The organism is Flavobacterium sp. LC2016-01 (assembly GCF_009711135.1).
Classification (GTDB): Bacteria; Bacteroidota; Bacteroidia; order Flavobacteriales; family Flavobacteriaceae; genus Flavobacterium.
The window spans coordinates 401,437-426,090 of sequence record NZ_WMIC01000001.1 but is presented as its reverse complement, the minus strand read 5'-3'; the positions used below and the strand labels follow the sequence as shown (position 1 = coordinate 426,090).

The window sequence follows — 24,654 nt, the reverse complement described above, 5'->3', positions numbered from 1 at the left end:
AAATTAAAAATTAAGATTAAGCCCCATCAAGTAGGTTCTCGGAATTGGATAAAAACCATAATCGATTCCCGCACCAATTGGCGACTGAGAAACATTATCACGATTTTGCGGACCAAATGAAGCGCCTGGATCAAAACCTTTATATTTTGTAAATGTGTATAAATTATTTACCCCAACGTAAAGTCTTAATTTTGTAAGGCCTGCTTTTTGAGCCACATTTGGACTAAGAGAATATCCTAATTGAATATTTTGGATTCTGAAATAAGAAGCATCTTCTACAAAATAATCAGAAAAAACATTGTTTGCTGTTGCCCCCGTTGTAACTCTTGGAGTTGAATTTGTTGATCCTTCGCCTGTCCATCTGTCTAAAACATAATTTAAACGATTAGCATCTGAAAGTGTTCTTTCATAATTACGAACCATATCATTTCCTACTGAAGCAAAGGTGAACATCGCAAAATCCACATTTTTATAATTCATCTGTATATTGAAACCCATTGTTGCATCGGCAATTGGATCGCCAATATTGGTTTTATCATTTGTATCGATTTTTCCATCTCCATTAACATCAACGTAACGAAGATCACCAGGAGCAGCATTTGCGCCTAAAGCAATTTGAGAGGGATGCGCATCGATTTCTGCTTGATTTTGGAAAACTCCATCGGTTTTATATCCATAGAAATAACCCATTGGCTGACCTACTTCCATACGTGAAGGTGCAGGCTGTCCAACGCCAAAAGCGCCTCCTTCAATAAACCCTGTGCCATTATTTACTTGTTGCACAACATTTTTAAGAAAAGTAACATTGTAGCCTACGCTGAAATTAAAATTATCTGAGAATTTATCTTTATAATCAATTGCGAATTCAAAACCTGAATTTTTAACCGATCCCGCGTTTAAAGTTGGAGCACTTGCACCCGGAGCTCCTGTTCCGTTGATTCCAGAAACTGGAATATTTGGCACTAATAAATCTTTTCTGATATCACTGAAATAATCGGCAACGATGTAAACTTTGTCGTTTAAGATTTTCATATCCAAACCAACATCAAATTTCTCAGCTTCTTCCCATTTTAAATCTGGGTTTGGAACCTGACCTGTAGCACTTCCGTTTACAATTGCACCGTCAAAAACATAAGTTGCTTCACCGTTCAAAAGTCCTAAATAACCATAATTCGGAATTTGGTCATTTCCTAACGTTCCATAACTAGCTCTTAGCTTTAAGAAATTTATAAACTTAGGCTCTCCGAAGAAATCTTCTTTCGAAACAATCCATCCACCCGTAACGGATGAAAAATATCCAATTTTATTTCCTGGTCCGAATTTAGTCGAAGCATCACGTCTGGTCATTCCAGACAGTAAATACTTCTCTTTATAATCGTACTGAAGTCTTGCATAATAGGATAATCTTCTCTGGTCATAATTATACGAACTGTTTGTAAGCGTTTCCGAAATTCCTTTTGTTAAAGAAATATCGGCAAAATCCCAAGAATTATTTGGAACATCAAAACCCGTTGCTGAAAGTCCGTTACCCCATTCTTTAAAGATTGTTGTACCAACAGTTGCCTTTACATTATGATTTTCTGCAATTTTTGTTTCATAAGTTCCATAAAGGTCAAATGAATAATTATTATCATTTACTGCTCTTTGCGTTACTGAACTTCTTTGAACATCAAAAACTTTTCCACCATAACTAATCTGTTGTGCAAAGTCTTTTCCTTCACTGTTTGAAGTATTAAAACCGATAGCACTTGCTAAGGTAAATCCTTTGAAGATTTTATAATCCAGTCCAAAGTTTCCGTTTATTTTTTTATAATTATAACTGTTATAAGTATTTGCAATTTGCGCCAGCGGATTAATGATTTCATTTCCTAATCCTGTAGTATTTGGCACAAGAGTAAAACTGCCGTCAGCATTATATGGATTTAACGTTGCAGGAACGTTTAAAGCATTAAACAATACAGATCCAAGGCCATTTTCATTTAATGTTTTTCTAGTGAAATAAGTATAGATAACATTTGTTCTCAATTTAATTTTACTGCTTAAATCAGCGCCTAAACCAATTCTTGCCGTATTTCTTAAATAACCCGATTTATCACCTCCAACAATACCTTCTTGATCTAAATGCGATCCACTGATAGAGTAGGTAATATTTTCTGAACCTCCAGAAATAGTCAAGTCGTTATTAATAAGAGGTGCACCTTTCTGGAAAACTTCATCTTGCCAGTTTGTGCCTTTTCCTAGTCCACTTACATTTGGATAAGGAATTGTTTTTCCTCCATTTGCATAACTTTCATTTAATAAAAGTGCATATTCGGTAGCATTTAAAGTTGGAAGTTTCCTAGATGTTTCCTGAAATCCTGCATAGCTGTTAAACGAAACTTTAGTTTTAGAGTTCTTTTTACCCATTTTGGTTGTCACCAAAATAATTCCATTTGCACCAATTGTTCCATAGATTGCCGCCTGAGCATCTTTTAAAACTGTAATGCTTTCAATATCATTTGGATTCAACAAACTAAAATCACCCACATAACCGTCTATAATAGCTGTTGGCGAATTTTGTCCGTTGGTAGCAATACCTCGAATACGAATATCCAAACCAGCTCCCGGCGCACCAGACTGTGTAGTCACATTCACACCCGAAACGGTACCTTGAAGCGCTTGCTCAATTCTTGTTGGTTTTAAAATATCCAGCGTTTTGCTGTCTACAACAGAAACGGCTCCGGTAATTTCTCTTTTCTTTTGAGTACCGTAACCAATAACAACGACTTCTTCAAGGGATTTTGCGTCGTCGGCCATCTTTACATTCATTATAGTTCCAGAAACTGCAATTTCCTGCGTTCTGTAACCAATATAACTAAAGACAATTGAAGCTCCTTTTGGAACTCCGGTTAACTTAAAAGATCCATCAAAGTCTGTGGTTGTACTTTGAGACGAACTTTTAACTTTTACATTTACGCCAGGCAGTGATAATCCTGACCCATCTACTACCGTTCCGCTTACATCATAAGATTGCGCAAAGGCAAATGATGTACACAACGATAGTACAATTAGTAACAATTTCGATTTCATAATTAGTTAGTTTTTATTGAAAGATAAATTTATTCGTTCCAATTAGGAATCCGCTAAATTTAACCTCAACAAAAAACATACATCTCAAAAAAAATGTTACTAATTTCAAGATTTCGCAAAAAAAATCCTGAAACGACTAATATTTACGAATGTTAATTTCTTTAACATTTGCGTTATAAAACCCTAACAAAGTCATAATGTTGTGGTAATGTATAGTTATTTTGGCTGTTTTTTCGTGCTACTATACAGCCAGAATATATTCAACTAAACCGATTTCGTGCTGCAAATCCATTTTTTTGCGCAAACGGTATCTTTTAATCTCAACACTTCGGACAGAAATATTGAAAAGCGGTGCGATTTCTTTGGATGAAAGATTCAAACGAAGATAGGCACACAAACGCAAATCATTTGGAGTCAATAAAGGATGAAGCTGTTTGATTCTTTTTAAGAAATCTTTATCGGCATTATCAAAAGCTTCTTTAAAAACATTCCAGGAATCCTCTTCGGTAATATTTTTATTAATCGTACTGATAACTGATTTTATATTTTTGCTTTCACCTGGAACCGTTTTCTGCAAATCTTCTCTAATAAAAGCCAACAATTCATTCTTACTGTTTAAACTCATGGTCGAAACAGCTAATTCCCTGCTTTTTGTATCTACATCCTGAGAAAGCTGTTCGTTTCTCAGTTTCATTAATTGCTGTTCGTTTTCTAATTCTTTGATTTCGAGCAAAAGATTATTCTCTTCAATTAATTTTTCTTTTTGTTTATGATAATAATTTCGGTACGCTTTGTTAATGAAATAAGCCATTGCCAGCATCAATAGAAAATAAATAAAAACGGCAAGATTAGTCAAATACCAAGGTTTTGAAATTGTGAATGTATAAACGGCGGTATTTTCAAGAATTGTATTAGCGTATTTTGCCCGAACCTTAAAGGTGTATTTTCCCGGAGAAAGATTTTTGAAATTCACAGTTGCTTTTGTACTCCATTCGCTCCATTCATTTTGAAAACCTTCCAGCGAGTATTGATATTCTGTATTAATATATTTGTTGTATTCCGGAACGGTATAATTTAATGTTATATTATTTTCGTTTGATGCAAAACTTCCTTCTTCTTGAATAGCAACATCTTTCAGTGCTTCGTTTTGCTTATTCATGGCGATATCAGTTATAAAAACGGTGTAATTTTTAAAACTTAAATCATCAATATTTAAAGTATAATAACCATCTGTTGTGCCAATTAGATAATTTGATTTAGAAATTTGGGTGATATTTTCATATCCGAGCATCGAATTTGTCAAAGATGCCGGAATCGGAATTACATTTTCCTTAAGCTGACTGCTTAATTTACTGGCCGAGAAATAATGAATATAGTTTTTAGAAAACAGCCAGATTTTATTCGAATTGTCAACAATTAATTTACCTGAATTATATTCATCATTTTCAAAAATCGAACTTAAAACAGTGTCTTTTTCAAATTGCTTTGTTGCCGCATTTAATTTAAAAATACCCGCTTTATAGGCATAATAAATCGAATTATTAAACTTAGTCAAACTTGCACGGATTCCTTTTTGAGGCGATTTATAAGTATAGAAATTATCTGTTTTTAGTAATGAATTATACAATTTCAATCTAAAAATCCCCTTATATTCATGGCTCACATAAACATCTAAATGATTTGAAATTTCAAAATAACGGGATGAATAATCAAATCCTTTAATTTTATTTCGAAATACCCATTGATTATTCACCTTTTCTAAAACCGAAATTCCGTAGTAATTTCCTTGAAGCAAAAGATTTTTATTATGAGGAACTGGTTCAAATTTCCAGCTTCCAGATGCTGAAAAAATACTTCTAGCCGTGTCATTTGCAACTACAAATGTTCCCGAATCATGTCCGCAAAAGAGCGTATCATCATAAACAAAAAGTGACCAAACCTGACCTTTTGTTCCGTTTATAAACTTAAAATCGATGTTGCTTTCAAGCGGTCTGCAAAAAAGTCCTTGATTTGTTCCAATGTATAAAAGTCCTTTGTAAACTGCCGAAGCATAAACCGTTCCCAAAACTCCCGAGTCATCAGTAAAACTGTGGACTGGTGACTGCATATTGATACAGTTAATCCCGTTATCAAGACCAGCCCATAAATTCTGATCTTTATCTTCAAAAAGCGACAAAGCGGTATTATTGCTCAATCCTTTACTTTGTGATAAATGATATTTTAATTTTCCTTTATCCGATAAAACAAAAATTCCGTTTGAAACCGTTCCTAAAGCAAAATTTCCATTTTGAAGACGCTGACTGCTGTAAACAAAACTCGATTTTAATTCTGAATCAACATCGGTAACAAAACGAGTCAGTGTATTTTTGACCAATTTATACATTCCATCGAGCTGTGTCTGAATTAATAAACCTTCATCGGTAGTGAAAATATTGGCAATCGTAAATTTTTTCAAAATCGGATTATCGGAAACTAACTTTGCTTTTCCGCTTTCGATTTCAAACAGACCTTCTTTCATCGTTTGAAAATAGATCGCATTTTTTGGCGCGAATGATTTTATAACACCATTTTTTGGGGCAATAATTTTAAACTGTCCCGTCTTTGTATCATAAATGTAAATTCGGTTAAGCGATTGAAACAAAACCCATTGATCGTATTTTAATATGTTCCAAAATTGTTCATCATCTAATATTTTGCTTTTGATTGTATTGCTAAGCGAAGTATATTTCAGTCTGCCATCTGGTTTTCTCGTCCAGTAACCAAAATTCATGTAAGTTCCTGTGTAGATTTTATTTCCGATTACTTTTACAGAGCGCAGAATTGTTTCATTTGGAGCACGATACAATTGCCAATTTGTTCCATTATACTCTAAAAGTCCGTCATTATTAGCAAAATACAAATAATTCTGATCGTCCTGCGAAATCATCCAGCTCTGATTTCCAGCTCCATAGACAGAAGATGAATACTTAATAATTGGCGGGAATTCCTGGCCGAACAGCAGGAAATTCAATAAAAAAAAGAAGATAGATAGTTTAGTTTTCAAAATTTGGTCAGGATATTAAAATAATACTAAAACAGTTCTAAAATAGGATATTTTGCAGTTGAAACAATATTTTTTTTCAAAATTACGCGAATACATTGCGCTCCTGCGGTTAAAACCTCAGGCTATGTTTTTCAAAATATTTCTCAAATATATTCAAATATAACCCATCGCCTCAACCACGGGAAACGAATTGTGATCAATTTAGATTGTCGTTTCGATATCTAATTTTCAAGACCTAACATGGTAATTCTGTTAAGATTTGGAACAATATCCTTAACAAAACTCTGCTTAAAATTGATTACTTTTGTAAAAATTGACTTTTTTTATGCAAATTGACCTTTCTACACTCGACCCAAAGCAAAATATCATCATTAAAGGAGCACAGGTACATAATTTAAAAAATGTAAGTGTTGCGATTCCGCGAAATAAACTTGTTGTGATTACAGGACTTTCGGGATCAGGAAAATCCAGTTTGGCATTTGATACTTTATATGCCGAAGGACAGCGCCGTTATGTAGAAAGTTTATCTTCATACGCACGTCAGTTTTTGGGACGTTTGGACAAACCAAAAGTAGAATATATAAAAGGTATAGCACCCGCAATTGCAATTGAGCAAAAAGTGAATACTACAAATGCGCGTTCGACTGTTGGTACTTCGACGGAAATTTATGATTACATCAAACTCTTATACGCTAGAATTGGTCGTACTTTTTCTCCAATTTCAGGGCAGGAAGTCAAAAAAAATACCGTAACCGATGTTATTTCTGATGTAAAGACTTTAGAAATTGACAGCAAATGGCTTCTCTTGTCTCCTATTCATTTAGAAGAAGGAAGACAGCTCGAAGACAAACTAAAAGTGCTTTTACAGCAAGGTTTTGCCCGTATTTTAGTCGATAATGAAATGGTTCGTTTGGATGAGTTTACAGCTTCAGACTTGCATTCATTAGATAATAAAGATATTTTATTAATCATCGACCGAATTGTGGTCAAAGAGGAAGAAGAATTCTATAACCGTCTGGCAGATGCGGTACAAACTGCTTTTTTTGAAGGAAAAGGGATTTGTTTCCTGCAGGAATTAGGGACAGAAAAGCGTTTTTCCTATTCTAATAATTTTGAATTGGATGGCATTACGTTTTTAGAACCAAATGTTCATTTATTCAGTTTCAACAATCCTTACGGTGCTTGTCCGGTTTGTGAAGGCTACGGAAATATTATCGGTATTGATGCCGATTTAGTAGTTCCAAATACTTCTTTATCTGTTTTTGAAAGTGCTATTTATCCGTGGCGAGGCGAAAGCATGAGCTGGTATAAAGATGAACTAGTAAAGCATGCTTACAAATTTGACTTTCCTATTCATAAACCTTATTTTCAATTGTCTGAAGAGCAAAAAGATTTGGTTTGGAAAGGAAATCAGTATTTTCAGGGATTAAATGATTTTTTCAAAGAATTAGAAGAGAAAAATTATAAAATACAAAACCGTGTCATGTTATCGCGCTATCGAGGCAAAACAAAATGTCACGCCTGTCGCGGAAAACGCTTGCGTGAAGAAGCTTCATATGTAAAAATCAATGGCAAAACGGTTTCAGAATTAGTCGATTTGCCGATTAGACATTTGGTTACTTTTTTCAAAAACATCGATTTAAATGTTTATGAAGCGCAAATTGCAAAGCGCTTGATGGTTGAAATCAACAATCGTTTATCATTTTTGACTGAAGTTGGTTTGGATTATTTAACACTTAATCGAAATTCTTCAACGCTTTCTGGAGGAGAATCACAGCGTATTAATCTTGCGACTTCATTAGGAAGCAGTCTTGTTGGTTCGATGTACATTTTAGATGAACCAAGTATTGGTCTGCATCCAAAAGATTCTGAACGTCTTATTAAGGTTTTACTTTCCCTTCGTGATTTAGGAAACACTGTAATTGTGGTTGAACATGACGAAGATATCATGAAAGCGGCCGATATGATTATTGATATTGGTCCAGAAGCAGGAACTTTTGGAGGAAACTTAGTCGCTCAAGGCACTTATGAAGAAATCCTAAAATCAGATTCGCTTACGGCAAAATACTTAAATGGCGATTTAGAAATTTCTGTCCCAAAGAAAAGACGAAAATTCAAAAATCATATTGATATCGTTGGAGCAAGAGAAAATAACTTAAAAAACATTGATGTTACTTTTCCGCTTGATGTTTTAACGGTCGTTACTGGAGTTTCTGGAAGTGGAAAAAGTACTTTAATCAAGAAGATTTTGTTTCCTGCCATGCAGAAAAAACTGGAAAACGCTGCCGAAAAAGCGGGTCAGTTCAGTGAAATAAAAGGTTCTTTTTCTCAAATCAAACATATTGAATATGTAGATCAAAATCCAATTGGAAGAAGTTCGAGATCAAATCCAGTGACTTACATTAAAGCTTATGATGATATTCGAGATTTATATGCTAAAGAAAAACTTTCGAAAATAAGAGGTTATCAGGCCAAACATTTTTCTTTTAACGTTGATGGCGGCCGATGCGAAACCTGTAAAGGAGAAGGCTCAATAAACATTGAAATGGTTTTCATGGCCGATGTTTCATTGCCTTGCGAAACTTGTGGCGGAAAAAGATTTAAGAAAGAGATTTTAGAGATCAATTTTGACGATAAAAACATCAACGATATTCTGACTATGACTATTGATGACGCAATTGCTTTTTTTGAAAAAAACAAGCAGTCAAAAATCACTCAAAAACTACAGCCTCTGCAAGATGTAGGTTTAGGATACGTTCAATTAGGACAATCGTCTTCTACTCTTTCTGGCGGTGAAGCACAGCGTATTAAATTAGCTTCGTTTTTAGTAAAAGGCGCAACAAAAGACAAAGCTTTATTTGTATTTGATGAACCTACAACCGGTCTGCATTTTCACGATATCAAGAAGTTATTAGCTTCATTTGATGCTTTAATCGAAAAAGGCCATTCTATAATTGTCATTGAACATAATCTTGATTTAATCAAATGTGCCGACTGGATCATTGACCTCGGACCTGAAGGAGGTGAAAATGGTGGGCATCTATTAGCTGTTGGAACACCTGAAGATATTGTAAAAGTAAAAGAATCTGTTACTGGGATTTATTTGAAAGATAAATTATAAAAAAGGTTCTGAGGTTCTAAGTTACTGAGATTCTAAGTTTTTTTTCACCATAAACTTTTTGCTGCTCAACCTGACAACAAATAAAAATTCCAAATTCCAATGACATGATTAATCATATTGGAATTTGGAATTTTTTAATTTTGTAATTTAAGTTGCTAAGCAACTAAACATTTTTCTTCAAAAGGAACGCCATCTTCATCGATGGCAACTAATATTTTTTTCTGCTTTGAGGCCTCTAAAGTAAGATAAAGCCATGCGAACGACCACAATCCTAACGTCAAGCAAAAAATAATAAAATTCAAACCATGATTCACCACTTTTCCGCCTTTTGAAAGTACGGCAAAAAGTAATTCATCATTTCTTTCTTCCAGTGTAAATCCATTATGAACTTTGTTTGAGATCATATTTGAAAACACTTGTAAGCTTTGTTCTTGACTAAGTGGATTGCCTTTCATAATCATTAATTAATTAAAAGATTAATCTAAATACTACTACAACTACTTAATGCTTTTCAGTTCTCGAAAAGCATTTCAATCTCAATAAAACATAACACTGTCAACTTTTATTGCTTTATGAATGATATTTTTTATCATTGCCGGCAAAACGTTGCTGAATTCTCAGCTAAAGTTAGTTTTAATAAAATTAACTGCAAAGAAAAAGAGTGTTAAAATTTCAAACTTAACAACTTAATATCAATACCTTAACCCTTATTTTTTACTTCAAAAGAAGGTGCTTCGTAATCTGGATTCAGGTAATTTGCCGGAATAGTTGTGGCATTTCCGTCACGGAGCGAATTATAATGAGGCGACATTATTTCGATTCCAGCAGCGTTAAATGAATCTTGGATATTTTGATGCAGTGATGAATAAATTCTAGGCTGTTTTGTTGGCTCTTTGGTATAAACATTAATTTGATACGACACATAAAAATCGTCCAAGCTAGTCTGAAGAACAAATGGCGGAGGTGTTTTCTCGGCTAATTCTGTTTTTAGCGCTGCATCAATTAAAGCTTTATGAATGTCTTTCCAAGGCACATCGTAACCAATAGTCACTGTGGTATGAATAAGCAGTCCATTTGTCGACTGTTTTGTATTCGCCGAATAATTTGTAGATGTACTAGATAATACTGTCGCATTCGGGATTGTAATATCTTCAAACTTTGGCGTTCTTATTCTTGTTACCAAAGCCGTTTTTTCAATCACTTCTCCGCTTACATCTCCAATTTTTATAAAATCTCCAATCTTAAAAGGCCTCATATACGTTATAACCAATCCGGCAACCATATTGGCAATGGCATTTGAAGAACCCAATGAAAATAAAATACCGACAAATACTGAAACTCCTTTAAAAATGTCTGAATCAGATCCTGGCAAATACGGAAAAATAATTACAAGCATAAAGGCAAACATCAAAAACCGAATAATATTAAATGTCGGCATTGCCCAATCGCTGTAAAAACCATCAATTTTAATATTTTCCTTCTTAATCTCTTCAAAAAAGAATTTAATTACTTTAACGCTAAATCTGAAGATAATAATAATGACAAGGATAGTAACCAAACTCGGCAGAAACCCTACAAAGCCCATAACGGCCAATTTTGCAGGCGTCAATATCCAGCGAAGCAAAGTCGTTGTATAAACCTCTGTAGCAGGAAAAATACTGAACAAAACCGGAAGCGACAGGTAAACTATAAAAATTAATGCAATTACTTTTATAAAACCAAATAATCGCATAATCAGAAACTGCTGTTTATTCGCCGCGATTAAATTAATAGTATTGTATTTTATTCCTTTAAAATATCGGTCGCTATTTTTTAGAATATAAAGTTTTATCCAATTAAAAACTTTCGACACAAGATATAAAACCAAGCCAATTATAAAGATCAGCAATGCCGTATATCCGAGTCTTTTTGGGAGCTGTGAATAATTTTCGTTTTGATAAATAACTGCCTTTTTTATCGCGTTAAGATTACGAATGGCAATTTCTTCAGCCGATTTATTTTCTGAAGCCGCATCGGCATTTAAAACAGACATTAGTATTAAATCGCCTTTGTAAACAATATCAACGCTAATATCAGAAGTAATAGTCTTTAAGGAATCGGCCTCAAAAAGATCATTTTCATACAAAGATTTTATTTTCTCTGTTATTGCTTTTGCTCTATTTTCTGCAGAAAAAGATCCCACTTTATTATAAACATAAAAAAGTGTGTCTTTAAAAGGAACGACTGGATATCCTTTTGGTTTTGACACATTAGTCCCAATATTTGCGTTTTGGGACTTCTCTTTTTGAGCAAATAAAAATGAGGAGAATAAAAGAATAGAAAACGCTAACAAATAATTGAATTTCTTTTTCATAATCTATTAGAAATAAATTGGTTATCCTTTCTAACAAATATAAAAACAAAATTGATTCTAATTTAAATTACTTTTCGTTTTCCAAAAAAAATCGTACTAAATTTTAATTCCCACTTTATTTAATAAACTATCAATAACCCTATTAATGTCTGGAGATATTTTAAATTTATAATTCAGATACACATATAAAATCGTAACCAAAATTGATTTTAAAGCGATACTAATCAATTGAAAAAATGGAAATTCCCAGAAATAAAACACTAAAAACAATGCAAATGTCAGCAATGCCGAGTAAATAGTTTCTTTTGTAAAAGGATATAAATGCAATTTTTTAACCACAAAAAGAAGTTTTGCCAAACTATATAAAGTAATAGAAAGCAGTGTGGCAAATGCAGAACCAAAAATTCCGAAAATTGGGATAAAAATCATATTCAGAACAATAGTCAAAACAACCAGCATAAGTCCTAAATACAATACCATTCGGTAGTATTTAGTGTTAAAAATGATGGCGTTGTTATTGCCTAAAATCAGATCAAAATATTTAGATAATCCAATCATAAATACAACAGCAATTCCACCACTGTATTCCTTTGGAACCAATTCATAAAGCTGACTGATATTTACAAAAATGCACAGCATCACAAACCCGCCGACCATTTGTAAATTAATAGAGGTTTTTTTGTAAAGCGAATTCAATTCATCATGCTTATTTTCATGCATCAATTTTGCTGTAATTGGATATACAATTTGATGCATTGCACGACTCGGAACTGAAATTACCAAAGCAATATATGTCGCTACAGAATAATAAGCGATATTTTCGATTTTCATATATTGATTCAACATCAATTTATCTCCATCTAAAAGTAAATTGGCAACACTTCCTGAAAGGATAATAAAAAAGGTATATTCCATTACGCTCTTTACATTCTCAGGAATTGTAATCTGAAATTTTGGCCTTTTGATGTAAAAAGCATAAAACATTGTTACTATAAATGCAAAGAAATAAATTATCGCAGTTACATATACAAATTCAATTAATGAAATCCATTTAAAATATAAACCAATTAAAGCAATAGTCGAAAGCAGTCTTAAACCAACTTCCTTTATAAAATTTCCAAAAACCGAATGCATATGTACTCTCGCCCAAGCATAAAAGATTTCAAAATAAGCCATACATATTCCGATAAACGGAATCAATAGCATAAATTCTCTTACTACGGGATTTTCTTTGGATACAAAATCAGTTATATCATCATAAAAGAAGATTCCAATAATTCCTAATGGGATACACATCAAAACAGGAAATAATGCTGTAAACGATAGGAATTGTTCCCTCTCTTCTTCTGTTTTATATTGTGAATAGAATTTTACTAAGGTATTTTGCATCCCAATAGCAAACAAAGGCATAATTACATTTGCTGCCGAAGTAATGTAATTCGTTAACGCATAATAAGTTGCACCAAGAAAAACAGGATACAAATAAAGTGTATTGATGGCTCCAATTGCGAAACCTATATAGGTAATAATAGTATTTTTGAAAGATTGATTTAAGACAATACCCATTTTTGGATTTCTGAATTTAGATTTTAGATTTTTTGCAAAATTAGATTATTCACTAATCAATTGTGCTAATTGTTTTGTCAAGTTTTTTCGGGAATATTGCTGTAAACCAACGCCATTAGACTGTAATTTTCCTTCTAAAAATTGATTATAAAAGTCCAAAATTACACTTTTTAACTTCGCTTTTTCAGAATAATCAAAAAATACTCCTGTATTCGTTTCAGTAATAATATCGGCAAAATCAGAACCTTGAGGTCCAATAGCAATAATTGGTCGGTTTGAGACCATATATTCAAACAGTTTTCCAGGAATAATACTTTTGGTGTCTTCAGAATTAATTTCGATTAAAAGCAAAACCTGCGACTTTTTTTGATGAGCAATTGCTTCATTATGCGAAACATATCCCAAAAGATTCAAATAATCATTCAGTTTAAATTCTTCAATAGCATCCAAAACTTCCTGACTAACTGCTCCAATTAATTTAATTTCTAAATGAGATTTAAAATCCGGAATTTCCTGAAGAAGCTCAACAAGACATTCCCATAAAAATCTAGGATTTCTATCAGATAAAAATGAGCCAATATGTGCAAGCGTGAATTTTGTATCCAAAGGCTGTTTTTCAACCTTTTCGATATCATATCCATTTGTAATTACTGAAATTGGCTTATTGGTAATCGCCTGAAATTCAGTTTTTGTAGTTTTACTCGTTACGATAATCGTATCTGCAGTATTAAGTACTTTATGCTCTAAACTTTTATGCTTTTTTTCAGCGTAAGATGATAAACGTAATGCTTTGTGATAGCCAATAGTTGTCCACGGATCACGAAAATCAGCAAACCATTTTACATTTAATTTTTCTTTTAATTCTAAACCGATTAAATGCAGACTGTGCGGTGGTCCCGAAGTCACAATGGTATCGATATTATTTTCCCTAATATATTTTTCAAGATAAGCAACAGAAGGTTTTACCCAGAAAACGCGTGCATCTGGAATAAAAAGATTGCCACGAATCCAAAGGAAAGTCTTATCTAAAAACGTCTGCTTTTTTTTATGTGGAAAAATACCAGAACTGATTTTCTTGGTTTTATTTTTTGAAAACACAGAAGCCAATTGATACGGTTCCCAAATTTTATTTTTAAGAACAATTACTTTATCTGATATTTCGCTTACTAAACCTTCGTCAACAATTGGATAAGTTGGATTTTCTGGAACATAAACAATTGGCTGAACACCAAAATCTGGCAGATATTTTACAAATTTCAGCCAGCGCTGTACGCCCGGTCCTCCTGCTGGTGGAAAGTAATACGTAATAATTAAGAGCTTTTTTTGTTCCAATGAAAATTGTTTATTGTTTAAGGTAAAATTATTTTAGAGTCACTTTTCTATATACTCGATAAATGATATAGAATAAAAGCAAGCAATTTAAAACTATCCAAAAATTATAAAATCCCCAGACCATCTTATACTCCGTTTTCATGCTTGAAAAACTAAAGTATTCTCCTTGACTTTCATTATAAAAGTCATCATATCCCATCATGTAGATTCCGCAAAAAACAAAAATCAATAAGTCAAAAATGACAAAGAGAATTATCTTTAGAATCTTAGAAAATCGCATTGAGAAATTTTAAACTTTAAATTCGCTTTTGTTTTTATTAGATCTTCTATTCTCAAAATAAATACCGCCACCTAAAAGCAATAACATTCCAATTGAACTTATTAAAGTGATCGTTCCTCCAGTTTTAATTACCTGTGGTTCAAACTTAAACTCAATAGTATGTTTTCCACCAGGAACTTCCATTGCTCTTAAAACATAATCAACAGGGAAATGATCTGTCAACTTTCCGTCAAGGTAAGCATTCCAACCGTTTTTATAATAGATTTCAGAGAAAACAGCTAAACCATCATTTTTGCTATCAGACTGATATTTAATATAATTTGGCTTGTATTCAACAACTTTAATCGTTCCAGTTGTATCCCATTGAGTTTTTATTGGAGTATTTTTAGACTTAACTCCATTTTCATTAACGTTGAAAACTGCTACTTTTTTAGTATCAATATGATCTAAAGTTTTCATTACATCGTCTGAGTTTTTTACTAGTTTTAGATCGCTTACAAACCAAGCGTTTCCATTTGCTTCAGGATTAATTATTGGTATAGGTGCACCAGTTGAATCTGTCTGAATTACATACTTAACATTTAACATGTTAAGCACTTCAATATTCATTTTTTTTGACCTATTTCCAATTTGGTAATCAAACAATTGCTGCATTCTTCTTGGTTTTGCAGCGTGATAACCTCCAATAGAATGATGAAAATAAGAAGCTGTTGCGCTTGACATATTTCCGTTCATATCGAAAACTCTGTAAATAGTTTTATCTTCCAAAATTTTAGCATCAGCTGCTGTTTCCTGAAACGGTGCTGCAATTTGAACTGGACTTACAAAATCTTTAGGAGAAACATATTTTCTATCTACAAAAAATAAATCAAAAATCATTAAAAGAGCAACAATAACTAAAGTTGTTGTCTGAGAAAATTTGTTTTTAATAAACAACCATAAAACTCCAAAAGTTACCACAATAAAAAACCCTGAACGAAGTAAATCTGCTGAATACAAAGACATTCTGTCTTCTTTTAAAGCATCGACGAAGTCTGGTCCGTAAGTTTCCATGAAGTAACTATCACTGCTTCCTGAAAAATGAAAGAAACCTTTCGCAATTACCAAAATCAAAATAACTCCAAGACCAAAAATTCCTGTTTGAACAAGTGCTTTTTGCTGTGTTTTTGGTTCTTCTTTTGCTTTGAAAAAGGATTGAATTCCCATAACAGCAAGAACAGGCATACATAATTCAAGAATAACCTGAATTGAAGAAACTGCTCTAAACTTATCGTACATTGGAACATAATCAATAAAAAAATCTGTCAATAAAGAGAAATTTTTACCCCATGAAAGTATCAATGAAAATAAAGCTCCGCTTAAGAATACATATTTTATTTTTCGGTCATCAATAAACAAAGCTAAAACTGCCAAAAAGAAAACCACAGCTCCAATATAAGCAGGTGCAGCTACAATAGGCTGATTTCCCCAATACGTTGGCATTCCTGATACAAAATTTTCGGCATCAGTTGAAGATACGCCGTGTTCCGTCATAAACGAATACATACGGCTGTCTGTTCCAACATTTTCATGATTAGAACCTCCAAAAAGTCGTGGTGCAATAAGGTTGAAACTCTCTGCAATTCCATAACTATATTCTGTTATATATTCACGGCTCAATGCGTTCTCGTTTGTCTTTTTAGTCCCGTCTGGATTAAAAGTCAATTCGCTGTTGCTTCTTGTACTGAATTTAGCATATTCGCTTGTTGCCAATAAATTTCCGGCATTGGCGCCAATAGCAAAAATTCCTGCCACAGCCAAAGTTCCAATCGAAATTAAAAGCGGTTTATATTCTTTATCTTTTATAAAATTGAAAGCAAAATAACCTGAAAGAATCAATAAGAAGATCAAAAGATAATACGTCATTTGAAAGTGGTTTGCATTAACTTCTAATGCAACCGCAAACATGGTGAGCAACCCTCCCCAGACATATTTTTTCTGAAAAACAAGTATAAATCCGGCGATAACAAGAGGCATATACGCAATTGCGTGTGCTTTCGCATTATGTCCAACACCAAGAATAATAATTAAATAAGTAGAAAATCCAAACGCGATCGCGCCTATAAAAGCTTTTAAAGGATCTGTTTTTAGAACTAATAATAGTCCATAAAAACCTAAGAAATATAGAAATAAGTAATCCGCCGGTCTTGGTAAAAAACGCAAAACATCGTCAATTTTTCCAACAAAATCATTTGGATAATTTGCACCTAACTGATAAGTCGGCATTCCGCCAAAAGCAGAATTAGTCCAATATGGTTCAGTATGTTCAGCGGCTCTAAAGTCATTTTGCTCCTTTGCCATTCCGGTGTACTGTGCAATATCTGACTGGTAAATTTGTTTTCCCTGCAGTACCGGGTAAAAATAAATTAATGAAACGAGAATAAAGCCCAATATTACAAGGGCGTGCGGAATGAACTTATTTACTATTTTCAATTTTGGCAGGTTTGGTTAAATGATGAATCCTAATTTTTCAGGATACAAACTTAATCTATTTCTTCGTAATCAACATAATCACCCACTTTTTTGGTCTCACGCGGGTTTTTAGCATTAGCAGTGTTAATGATTATTTCATCATTATTCTTATTTTGAGTTTTCTGCCAAGAGTTATCCTGGGTATACTGCTGCTGTCTCTGAAAATTTTCACCTGCTTTTTCAACCGCCTTCTTTACCAATACTGGCAAAAAGATTCGAGCTAAAAATTTAAAAATATAATAAAACGCAATGATCCACATTATCGTTTTAAACAAGTTTGTAAAAGATGCTTCTTGCATAACTATATAATTTTTGCCAAAATTAGTAAATCCGCTGTTTAAAATTAAAATATCAATCTTAAATAAATAATAAAATATAGTACATTTGAAATGCGTTATAAGTTTTTAATCCAAAAATACATTTATGTTAAAAATTAAAAAATTATTTATTACAGCTCTTTTTTTTGTGCCTCATTTCTTTTTCGGACAATATACCGATGTTATCAATTCAAACCGCCCCGGCGAAACTATGTCTGCTTATGCAGTAGGAAAAACAGTAATTCAGGCCGAACTTGGTATTTATGGAATCAAGGAGAAACACGATTTGCTAGATTATGATGCAAGCGGTTTTGGTACCGATTTTACGCTAAGATATGGTGCTTTTCTAGAACAATTAGAATTTGTGCTTGATGTGCAGTATCAAATGGAAAACTTTGATACTCCATACACCAGCTACAAAAAAAACAATTTCAGACAAACTGTTTTAGGAGCTAAATATTTAATCTACGATCCTTATAAAAATTACAAAAGAGAAAACAATATTTACAGCTTCAAAGCTAATTATACGTTCAACTGGCGTGAATTAATTCCAGCAGTTTCTATATTTGCAGGAGCAAATTTTGTTGGTGCAGACAATCCTTATTATTTTTCTCCACAAAGTGCCATTTCGCCTAAAGTAGCATTGGTAACTCAAAACTTATTTGGAGGCGGAAAATGGGTTTTTGTAACCAATATCATTGCAGATTATATTGGTACCGATTATCCGAGTTATGGATATGTTTTAACTTTGACCCACGGATTTAACGACAAATGGTCTGGATTTATAGAAAATCAAGGATACAAAAGCGATTTTTACAGTGACGCAATTGTTCGTGGAGGTGCCGCCTATCTGCTTTCAACAAATATGCAGGTGGACGCTTCTATAAGCACAAACTTCAAAAATACGCCTTCAATATTATATGGTGGAATCGGCGTTTCGTGGCGTTATGACGGCTGGTATAAAGAAAAACTGACAGAAGTCAAAAACAAAGAAAGGGCAGATAAAAACGACGATAATAAAAAAGAGATCGACTACCAAGAAAAAGAAAGAAAACGAAAATCTAAATACGAATAAATTTTATAACTAAGTCTCTTCAAGAAAAGAGAATCTTATAATACCACCTTAATGATTACAATTAAAGAAGCCAAAACTAAAAAAGAATTAACTGAATATATAAAATTTCCATTTTCACTTTATAAGGACAGTCCGTATTGGGTTCCTCCTATTATTGCTGATGAACTGGAATCTTTTGACAAAACAAAAAATCCTGCTTTTGATAATGCCGAAGCTTATTTTTATATCGCCTATAAAAATAACGAAGCTGTTGGCCGTATTACAGCTATTATCAACTGGGCAGAAGTTAATAATCAGCATAAAAGAAAAGTACGTTTTGGCTGGTTTGATGTAATTGATGACATTGAAGTTACCAAAGCATTACTTGAAAAAGTGTACGAATTAGGCCGAAAACACAATCTGGAGCACACAGAAGGCCCAATGGGTTTTTCAAATTTAGACAAAGTTGGTGTGCTGACTGAAGGCTACGACCAAGTTGGGACAATGATTACATGGTACAATCATCCTTATTATGTAACGCATTTTGAACAGCTGGGTTTTCAAGTTGAAAAAGAATATATCGAAAGTATTTTTCCTTTTTCGAACGTAAAACCAGAGTTTTTTCAGAAAGCACAGGCGTTAATCAAAAAACGTTATGAGCTGAGAACACTTAATTTTACCAAAACAAAAGACATTATGCCTCACGTAGACAAAATGTTTGATTTGTTTAATGAATCGTACGAAAAACTGGCTTCTTTTGTAGCGATTTCAGATGTTCAAAAAGAATATTTTAAGAAGAAATACATCAGTTTTATCAATCCTGAATATATTAAGTTTGTTGTTGACAAAGATGATAATTTAGTTGCTTTTAGCATTGTAATGCCGAGTTTTACAGAAGCTTTACAGAAAATAAGAGGGAAATTATTTCCGTTTGGATTTCTGCAATTACTGAAAGCTAGAAAGCACAGTAAAGATGTTGTTTTTTACCTAATTGGAGTTCATCCTGATTATCAAAATAAAGGTGTAACAGCCCTTATTTTTGACGAATATTTTAAAACTTTTTCAGAAAAAGGAATCAAAAACTGCATTAGAACTCCTGAATTATTAGAGAATACTGCAATTCATTTATTATGGAAGAACTTTGATCCAAAAATTCACTGTCAGAGAAAAACGTATTTGAAGAATCTTTAGTTTTAAGTGATTAGTGAAAAGTAAAAAGTGATTAGGCCAACCTATAATCAAAATGGACATTAAAGATTCAATAATTGTTTGTGATGAATGTAAAAGTGAATTTTACAGAAAATCTTCTAGAATGAAAAATTTATGTCCAGAATGCGCACATCTTTTGTACGGTTATGAAAATTGCGATCATGAATTTGTAAATAAACGTTGTAGAAAATGCAATTGGAATGGACATTCTAGTGATTATATAAACAAATTAAGATTAGAAAGCTAAAACATAAAAAAATCCATTCGCCCGAAAACGAATGGATTTTTCAATTTATAAACTATATTTATTCTACTTTGCAATCAACTTTAGTCAAAGTGTTTTTTGCGTCGAACTTTAATTTTGATTTGTCTTTAAAAGTAACTTTATCATTGCTCGAAACCACATCACCATATCCTTCAATTAAAGTTCCGTCTTTCTGCAGAAAAACAACTTCTCTTACAGATGAAACTCCCTCAGACATAAAGGTATAATCTGCAACTAAAGTATCTCCTTTCATATTACCAATTAGAGTTCCTTCATTTTTATCTTTTCCTGTCAAATTATAACTTAGTTTTCCGTTAACCTCTTGATGAGAATTGACATTAAAACTTAGCGCAACAATATATCCGTTTGATCTTGAAGCATAACATTGATCCCCTGCTGGTTCTACTATTTCAGCTTCTTTTGGCGCTTTTGGCTCAATTTGAACTGGTTCAGTATCAGTTGCTTTTTTACAGGAAATAAGAAGTGTTAAAACAAGTGTTGTTATTGCTAATACTTTTTTCATAATTCGTTATTTTTATTTTGTTGATTTTGAGATAAAGTTAGTCCAAATAAAAAAAATCCATTCGTAGAACAAATGGATTTTTTTACATAATTCCCACTTAAGAGAATTTATTTTATAATTAATTACGAAACGTCAACTGTTGTACGCTCAGCAATTTCTTTATAGATTCCGTTAACTAATTTCTCGCGGATTGCTTCAAAAGCAGTTAAAGTTTCATCAATATCAGCAAGCGTATGAGAAGCTGTCGGGATCATTCTTAACAAAATAATTCCTTTTGGAATAACTGGGTAAACAACAATCGAAAGGAAAATACCGTAGTTTTCTCTCAAATCGTTTACCATAACCATTGCTTCAGGAATACTTCCTTCTAAGTACACTGGTGTAATACAAGTATTTGTATCTCCAATATTAAATCCTTTTTCTTTAAGACCGTTTTGCAATGCATTAACGTTTTCCCAAAGTTTATCTTTAATTGAAGATGAATTACGCAATAATTCTAGACGTTTCAATGAACCGATCGTCTGAATCATTGGCAATGCTTTTGCAAACATCTGAGAACGTAAGTTGTATTTTAAATAATCAATAACCGATTTATCAGCCGCTACAAAAGCGCCAATATTAGCCATTGATTTTGCAAAAGTAGAGAAGTAAACATCAATATCATCTTGAACTCCCTGCTCTTCACCTGCTCCAGCACCTGTTTTTCCAAGTGTACCAAAACCGTGTGCATCATCAACTAATAAACGGAAATTGTATTTTTGCTTCATAGCAACAATTTCTTTTAGTTTTCCCTGTTGTCCGCGCATTCCAAAAACACCTTCGGTAATAAATAAAATACCTCCGCCTGTTTCTTCGGCCATTTTAGTAGCACGCTGCAGGTTTTTTTCCATACTTTCAAGATCATTGTGTTTGTATGTGAAACGTTTACCCATGTGCAAACGAACACCATCAATAATACAAGCATGTGAATCAACATCATAAACAATGATGTCATTTTTTGTTACCAATGCATCAATGATCGAAACCATTCCTTGGTAACCAAAATTCAATAAATAAGCAGACTCTTTCATTACAAAATCAGCCAATTCATTTTCTAATTGTTCATGATACGTAGTGTGTCCAGACATCATACGAGCTCCCATCGGATAAGCTGCTCCAAACTGAGCTGCTGCATCTGTATCTGCTTTACGAACCTCTGGATGATTAGCTAAACCTAAATAATCATTTAAACTCCAGTTTAAAATATTCTTTCCGTGAAATGTCATTCTAGGACCCAGCTCACCCTCTAACTTTGGGAAAACATAGTAGCCCTCTGCTTGAGAAGCCCATTTTCCTAAAGGTCCTTTATTGTCCTGAATTCTCTCGAATAAATCTTTTACCATAATATAGTGTAGTAATAATTTTAACTTTAATCAGCGAGCAAAAATAATCATTATTAATTTAAAATGAAGAACCTCAATTATTTTTATTGAAAATAATTCAACTCATTATATTTAACAAGATAAATCCTAAATAAACATTTCAAACCTTTATAATTTAGGCATATAGTTGTTTTCAGATCATGATTTTTATCCTAAAAAAGACAACATCATCTTTTATTTTTTGATCTTAATTAAAACCTTAGAAAACCAAAATACGACGAAAACCAAAAAAGGCATTTTAATTAAAACGGGACTGTTGACCTGTAATCCTTTTAGTGCATTATTTATAATCAGCTGTAAAAAGGAAGAAATTATTAATTATGATAGTGTAGACAAACATTCTATAAATATTATAGTTCCTTGGGAGATTATTTACTTGAACCATTCAGAATGTAAATTTCTAATGGATGTCATCATTAAAACTAATCCTAAAACCAAAAACAGACTCAATATCAAAATACTTTGATAGTAAAATGCAATTGTTCCTTTTTCAAAAAAGAAAAGCCAGCCTTGAAGAAATAGTAAAACTTCTGTAGCAATATATCCAAAGATAAAGCACTTCACTCCTATTTTCAATAGTGAAGAATTGGCAGAAAGTATTTTATTCTGAAGCAAGATTCCAAACAAAAATCCTGTGATAATTCCTAAAGTTGTTAAGTGAATAAAGCCAATTACAAAATTTCGAATTTGATGCGAAACTTCGGCTAAATTTGGAAAAACGGTTAATAACTGAATTCCGACTTTTAAAAACAAAGAACAGAATGCCAAACCATAAACCATTTTTGCAGTTTTATCTAAAGTGCTTTTGAAATGACCTATTTGAGGTTTTAGCATTTTATAAAAATAAATAAAAGCGACTAATTGAATTAAAACTCCCAAACCATTGATATAATTCAAAACATCATTTTCTATAAACCATCGTATTGGAAAAGAAACCGTTAAAAGCGTTGAGATAACTAAGGCATAATAGAACTTTTTAAACTTTACTTCATCCATTTTATCTTGAAACTGTTTTAAAAACAAAGCTAAAATAGCCAGTATAAACCAGCCATTAAACTGAAAATGCAGGAAAAACTGAATCGCAATCTGGTAAAAAGCACTTTGTTTTCCTAACATACTTACTGCCGGCCCCAAACACCAAACGCCACAAGTTGACAAAATCATAAACAGAATTGAGGTCAGTAAAAGTCTTTGCACAGGAGATTTTTCTTTAGAACAATCCTTCCAAATCAATCGGCAAAAAACATAACTCAGTAAGATATGCATAGTCGAAAATACAATTGAGAACAAAGCATATCCCTGAATTGGAAAAGCAATCATCATTCCGATAACTGAAAATTCCGTCAGCCAGAATAAACGATTGTAAATTAGTTTTTGACTTTTCTCATTTGGAATAAAAAAACGAACAATCAGAACATAAACGATCATATAAACCCAGCCTAGCATCGCTACATGCGAATGAGCGTGAAGCAAAAAACTGTAGTTTAAAAAATCTATTGGAAAAAGATACATAAACCGCATTAATAATCCGAAAACACAGGCAATCAGAAAATTAAAAAAACAGCAAATAATCCAAGCTTTTTGGGAATTCATATTGTGATTATTTTTTAAACACATAGAAACATAGATTTTGCAGCGGCTTTAAAGGCGTTTCACTTGCATTAACAAACATAGCTATGTGTGAAAATCTAGATTTTTTAAAATAATCTTTTTTTTATCTTCAAAATCTATGTTTCTATGTGTTAAATAATTTTAAACTCAATCTATTAAAATAGCATTTCTTCAAATAAAAACACCGATAATTATCATTTTAAAAGATTGTTATCGGTGCTTTTCGAACTATTAAATCAACCTTTATTGTACTTCAACAAAGTCTTTTTCTAAAACAACCGCTTTTGGAAATAAGATATTATTTTCCAGATGAATGTGTTTGTGCAAATCTTCTTCAAATTCTTTCAACATTGCAAAAGTCACTTTGTATGTGGTACAGGCATCTGCTGGCGGTGTATAATTATTTGTCAATTCGGCAATTGCTCTAAAACGTTCGCCTTCATTATCGTGTTCGTTCATCATCATCGCAATCGGATTTGAAACGGTTCCGAAAGAAGGCTGATTCAAAACTCCATCAGATTCTTTGATTTTTACCATTCGCTTTACAAAAGGAAACAACATCAATTCTTCTTTTTTCATGTGCTGCGCCAATTCACCCGCACAGCCAATAAACAATTCATTAATCTTAAATAATTCAGGATGATTGCCACCGTGAACTTTACATAATTTATCTAAAAACGGAAGCAAAATATTTGTTTTTTCTTCTACGTAACGGTGGTGTTTTTTCTCAATATAATCTACCAATAAATCTAGAGGCCATGAATTAAAATCGACATTTCCATTGTTTTCTGATTGTACGACTTGCAGCACATTTTCTAATAAAGTAGCTGCGTCGATATTCTGTTTTTCACAAACTTCAGTAACAGTTCTATTTCCTTTACAGCAAAAATCGATTTTATATTTAGAGAAAACTGCTGCTGTTCTAAAGTCTTCAGCTACGAACGATCCTATTGTTTTGTTTTTTAAATTTTCCATGATA

The 24,654-nt window shown here is 32.7% G+C and carries 15 protein-coding genes; 3 read left to right on the top strand and 12 right to left on the bottom strand.

Annotated features, from left to right (window positions below; genetic code table 11):
- Nucleotides 1-3: 3 nt before the first annotated feature.
- Both GKZ88_RS01855 and GKZ88_RS01850 read right to left on the bottom strand, forming a co-directional pair.
- Nucleotides 4-3,069, bottom strand: a complete 3,066-nt coding sequence (locus tag GKZ88_RS01855) for a TonB-dependent receptor (protein ID WP_155100700.1) — start codon at nucleotides 3,067-3,069, stop codon at nucleotides 4-6.
- Nucleotides 3,070-3,310: 241 nt separating this feature from the next.
- Complete coding sequence (locus GKZ88_RS01850; RefSeq protein WP_305069191.1) at nucleotides 3,311-6,112, bottom strand: triple tyrosine motif-containing protein; 2,802 nt, start codon at nucleotides 6,110-6,112, stop codon at nucleotides 3,311-3,313.
- A gap of 325 nt (nucleotides 6,113-6,437) precedes the next feature.
- Here GKZ88_RS01850 and uvrA point away from each other — a divergent pair, with 325 nt between their 5' ends.
- A complete protein-coding gene (uvrA, locus tag GKZ88_RS01845) occupies nucleotides 6,438-9,233 on the top strand; it encodes an excinuclease ABC subunit UvrA (RefSeq protein WP_155100699.1) in 2,796 nt (931 codons plus the stop codon).
- 155 nt (nucleotides 9,234-9,388) lie between these two features.
- Here uvrA and GKZ88_RS01840 read toward each other — a convergent pair whose 3' ends face one another.
- The 6 genes from GKZ88_RS01840 to GKZ88_RS01815 all read right to left on the bottom strand — a co-directional run bounded on the left by GKZ88_RS01840 (nucleotide 9,389) and on the right by GKZ88_RS01815 (nucleotide 17,574).
- Complete coding sequence (locus GKZ88_RS01840; protein WP_230392448.1) at nucleotides 9,389-9,637, bottom strand: hypothetical protein; 249 nt, start codon at nucleotides 9,635-9,637, stop codon at nucleotides 9,389-9,391.
- Nucleotides 9,638-9,933: 296 nt separating this feature from the next.
- On the bottom strand, nucleotides 9,934-11,586 hold the full coding sequence (locus tag GKZ88_RS01835; RefSeq protein ID WP_155100698.1) for a mechanosensitive ion channel family protein: 1,653 nt from the start codon (nucleotides 11,584-11,586) through the stop codon (nucleotides 9,934-9,936).
- Nucleotides 11,587-11,682: 96 nt separating this feature from the next.
- The gene (locus GKZ88_RS01830) at nucleotides 11,683-13,152 is read right to left on the bottom strand and encodes a polysaccharide biosynthesis C-terminal domain-containing protein (protein WP_155100697.1); all 1,470 of its coding nucleotides are present in this window, start codon (nucleotides 13,150-13,152) and stop codon (nucleotides 11,683-11,685) included.
- Between the two features lie 45 nt (nucleotides 13,153-13,197).
- Entirely contained in the window at nucleotides 13,198-14,484 is a 1,287-nt protein-coding gene (locus GKZ88_RS01825) for a glycosyltransferase family 4 protein (RefSeq protein ID WP_155100696.1), read from the bottom strand.
- Between the two features lie 289 nt (nucleotides 14,485-14,773).
- A complete protein-coding gene (locus GKZ88_RS01820) occupies nucleotides 14,774-17,236 on the bottom strand; it encodes a YfhO family protein (RefSeq protein WP_155100695.1) in 2,463 nt (820 codons plus the stop codon).
- A gap of 50 nt (nucleotides 17,237-17,286) precedes the next feature.
- On the bottom strand, nucleotides 17,287-17,574 hold the full coding sequence (locus GKZ88_RS01815; protein ID WP_155100694.1) for a DUF4834 family protein: 288 nt from the start codon (nucleotides 17,572-17,574) through the stop codon (nucleotides 17,287-17,289).
- 124 nt (nucleotides 17,575-17,698) lie between these two features.
- Between GKZ88_RS01815 and GKZ88_RS01810 the strand changes: the two genes are divergently transcribed.
- Both GKZ88_RS01810 and GKZ88_RS01805 read left to right on the top strand, forming a co-directional pair.
- Entirely contained in the window at nucleotides 17,699-18,667 is a 969-nt protein-coding gene (locus tag GKZ88_RS01810; protein WP_155100693.1) for a transporter, read from the top strand.
- Between the two features lie 51 nt (nucleotides 18,668-18,718).
- Nucleotides 18,719-19,837: a GTP cyclohydrolase gene (locus tag GKZ88_RS01805; RefSeq protein ID WP_155100692.1), complete on the top strand. Its 1,119-nt coding sequence runs from the start codon at nucleotides 18,719-18,721 to the stop codon at nucleotides 19,835-19,837.
- 323 nt (nucleotides 19,838-20,160) lie between these two features.
- Here the strand turns inward: GKZ88_RS01805 and GKZ88_RS01800 are convergent, their stop codons facing one another.
- From GKZ88_RS01800 to ric, 4 genes are all read right to left on the bottom strand, one after another.
- Entirely contained in the window at nucleotides 20,161-20,643 is a 483-nt protein-coding gene (locus tag GKZ88_RS01800) for a hypothetical protein (RefSeq protein ID WP_155100691.1), read from the bottom strand.
- A 122-nt stretch (nucleotides 20,644-20,765) separates the two neighbouring features.
- Entirely contained in the window at nucleotides 20,766-22,025 is a 1,260-nt protein-coding gene (locus GKZ88_RS01795) for an aminotransferase class I/II-fold pyridoxal phosphate-dependent enzyme (protein ID WP_155100690.1), read from the bottom strand.
- A 411-nt stretch (nucleotides 22,026-22,436) separates the two neighbouring features.
- A complete protein-coding gene (locus GKZ88_RS01790; RefSeq protein WP_230392447.1) occupies nucleotides 22,437-23,657 on the bottom strand; it encodes a cbb3-type cytochrome c oxidase subunit I in 1,221 nt (406 codons plus the stop codon).
- Nucleotides 23,658-23,918: 261 nt separating this feature from the next.
- Complete coding sequence (gene ric, locus GKZ88_RS01785) at nucleotides 23,919-24,650, bottom strand: iron-sulfur cluster repair di-iron protein (RefSeq protein ID WP_155100688.1); 732 nt, start codon at nucleotides 24,648-24,650, stop codon at nucleotides 23,919-23,921.
- Between the last annotated feature and the right edge of the window lie 4 nt (nucleotides 24,651-24,654).

Bases quoted from the DNA above. Each gene is read 5' to 3' on its own strand.
- GKZ88_RS01800 (WP_155100691.1), bottom strand. From the start codon at position 20,643: ATGAAAAAAGTATTAGCAATAACAACACTTGTTTTAACACTTCTTATT.
- GKZ88_RS01815 (WP_155100694.1), bottom strand. From the start codon at position 17,574: ATGCAAGAAGCATCTTTTACAAACTTGTTTAAAACGATAATGTGGATC.
- GKZ88_RS01805 (WP_155100692.1), top strand. From the start codon at position 18,719: ATGATTACAATTAAAGAAGCCAAAACTAAAAAAGAATTAACTGAATAT.
- GKZ88_RS01790 (WP_230392447.1), bottom strand. From the start codon at position 23,657: ATGAATTCCCAAAAAGCTTGGATTATTTGCTGTTTTTTTAATTTTCTG.
- GKZ88_RS01840 (WP_230392448.1), bottom strand. From the start codon at position 9,637: ATGATCTCAAACAAAGTTCATAATGGATTTACACTGGAAGAAAGAAAT.
- GKZ88_RS01830 (WP_155100697.1), bottom strand. From the start codon at position 13,152: ATGGGTATTGTCTTAAATCAATCTTTCAAAAATACTATTATTACCTAT.
- GKZ88_RS01795 (WP_155100690.1), bottom strand. From the start codon at position 22,025: ATGGTAAAAGATTTATTCGAGAGAATTCAGGACAATAAAGGACCTTTA.
- uvrA (WP_155100699.1), top strand. From the start codon at position 6,438: ATGCAAATTGACCTTTCTACACTCGACCCAAAGCAAAATATCATCATT.
- GKZ88_RS01810 (WP_155100693.1), top strand. From the start codon at position 17,699: ATGTTAAAAATTAAAAAATTATTTATTACAGCTCTTTTTTTTGTGCCT.
- GKZ88_RS01855 (WP_155100700.1), bottom strand. From the start codon at position 3,069: ATGAAATCGAAATTGTTACTAATTGTACTATCGTTGTGTACATCATTT.
- ric (WP_155100688.1), bottom strand. From the start codon at position 24,650: ATGGAAAATTTAAAAAACAAAACAATAGGATCGTTCGTAGCTGAAGAC.
- GKZ88_RS01835 (WP_155100698.1), bottom strand. From the start codon at position 11,586: ATGAAAAAGAAATTCAATTATTTGTTAGCGTTTTCTATTCTTTTATTC.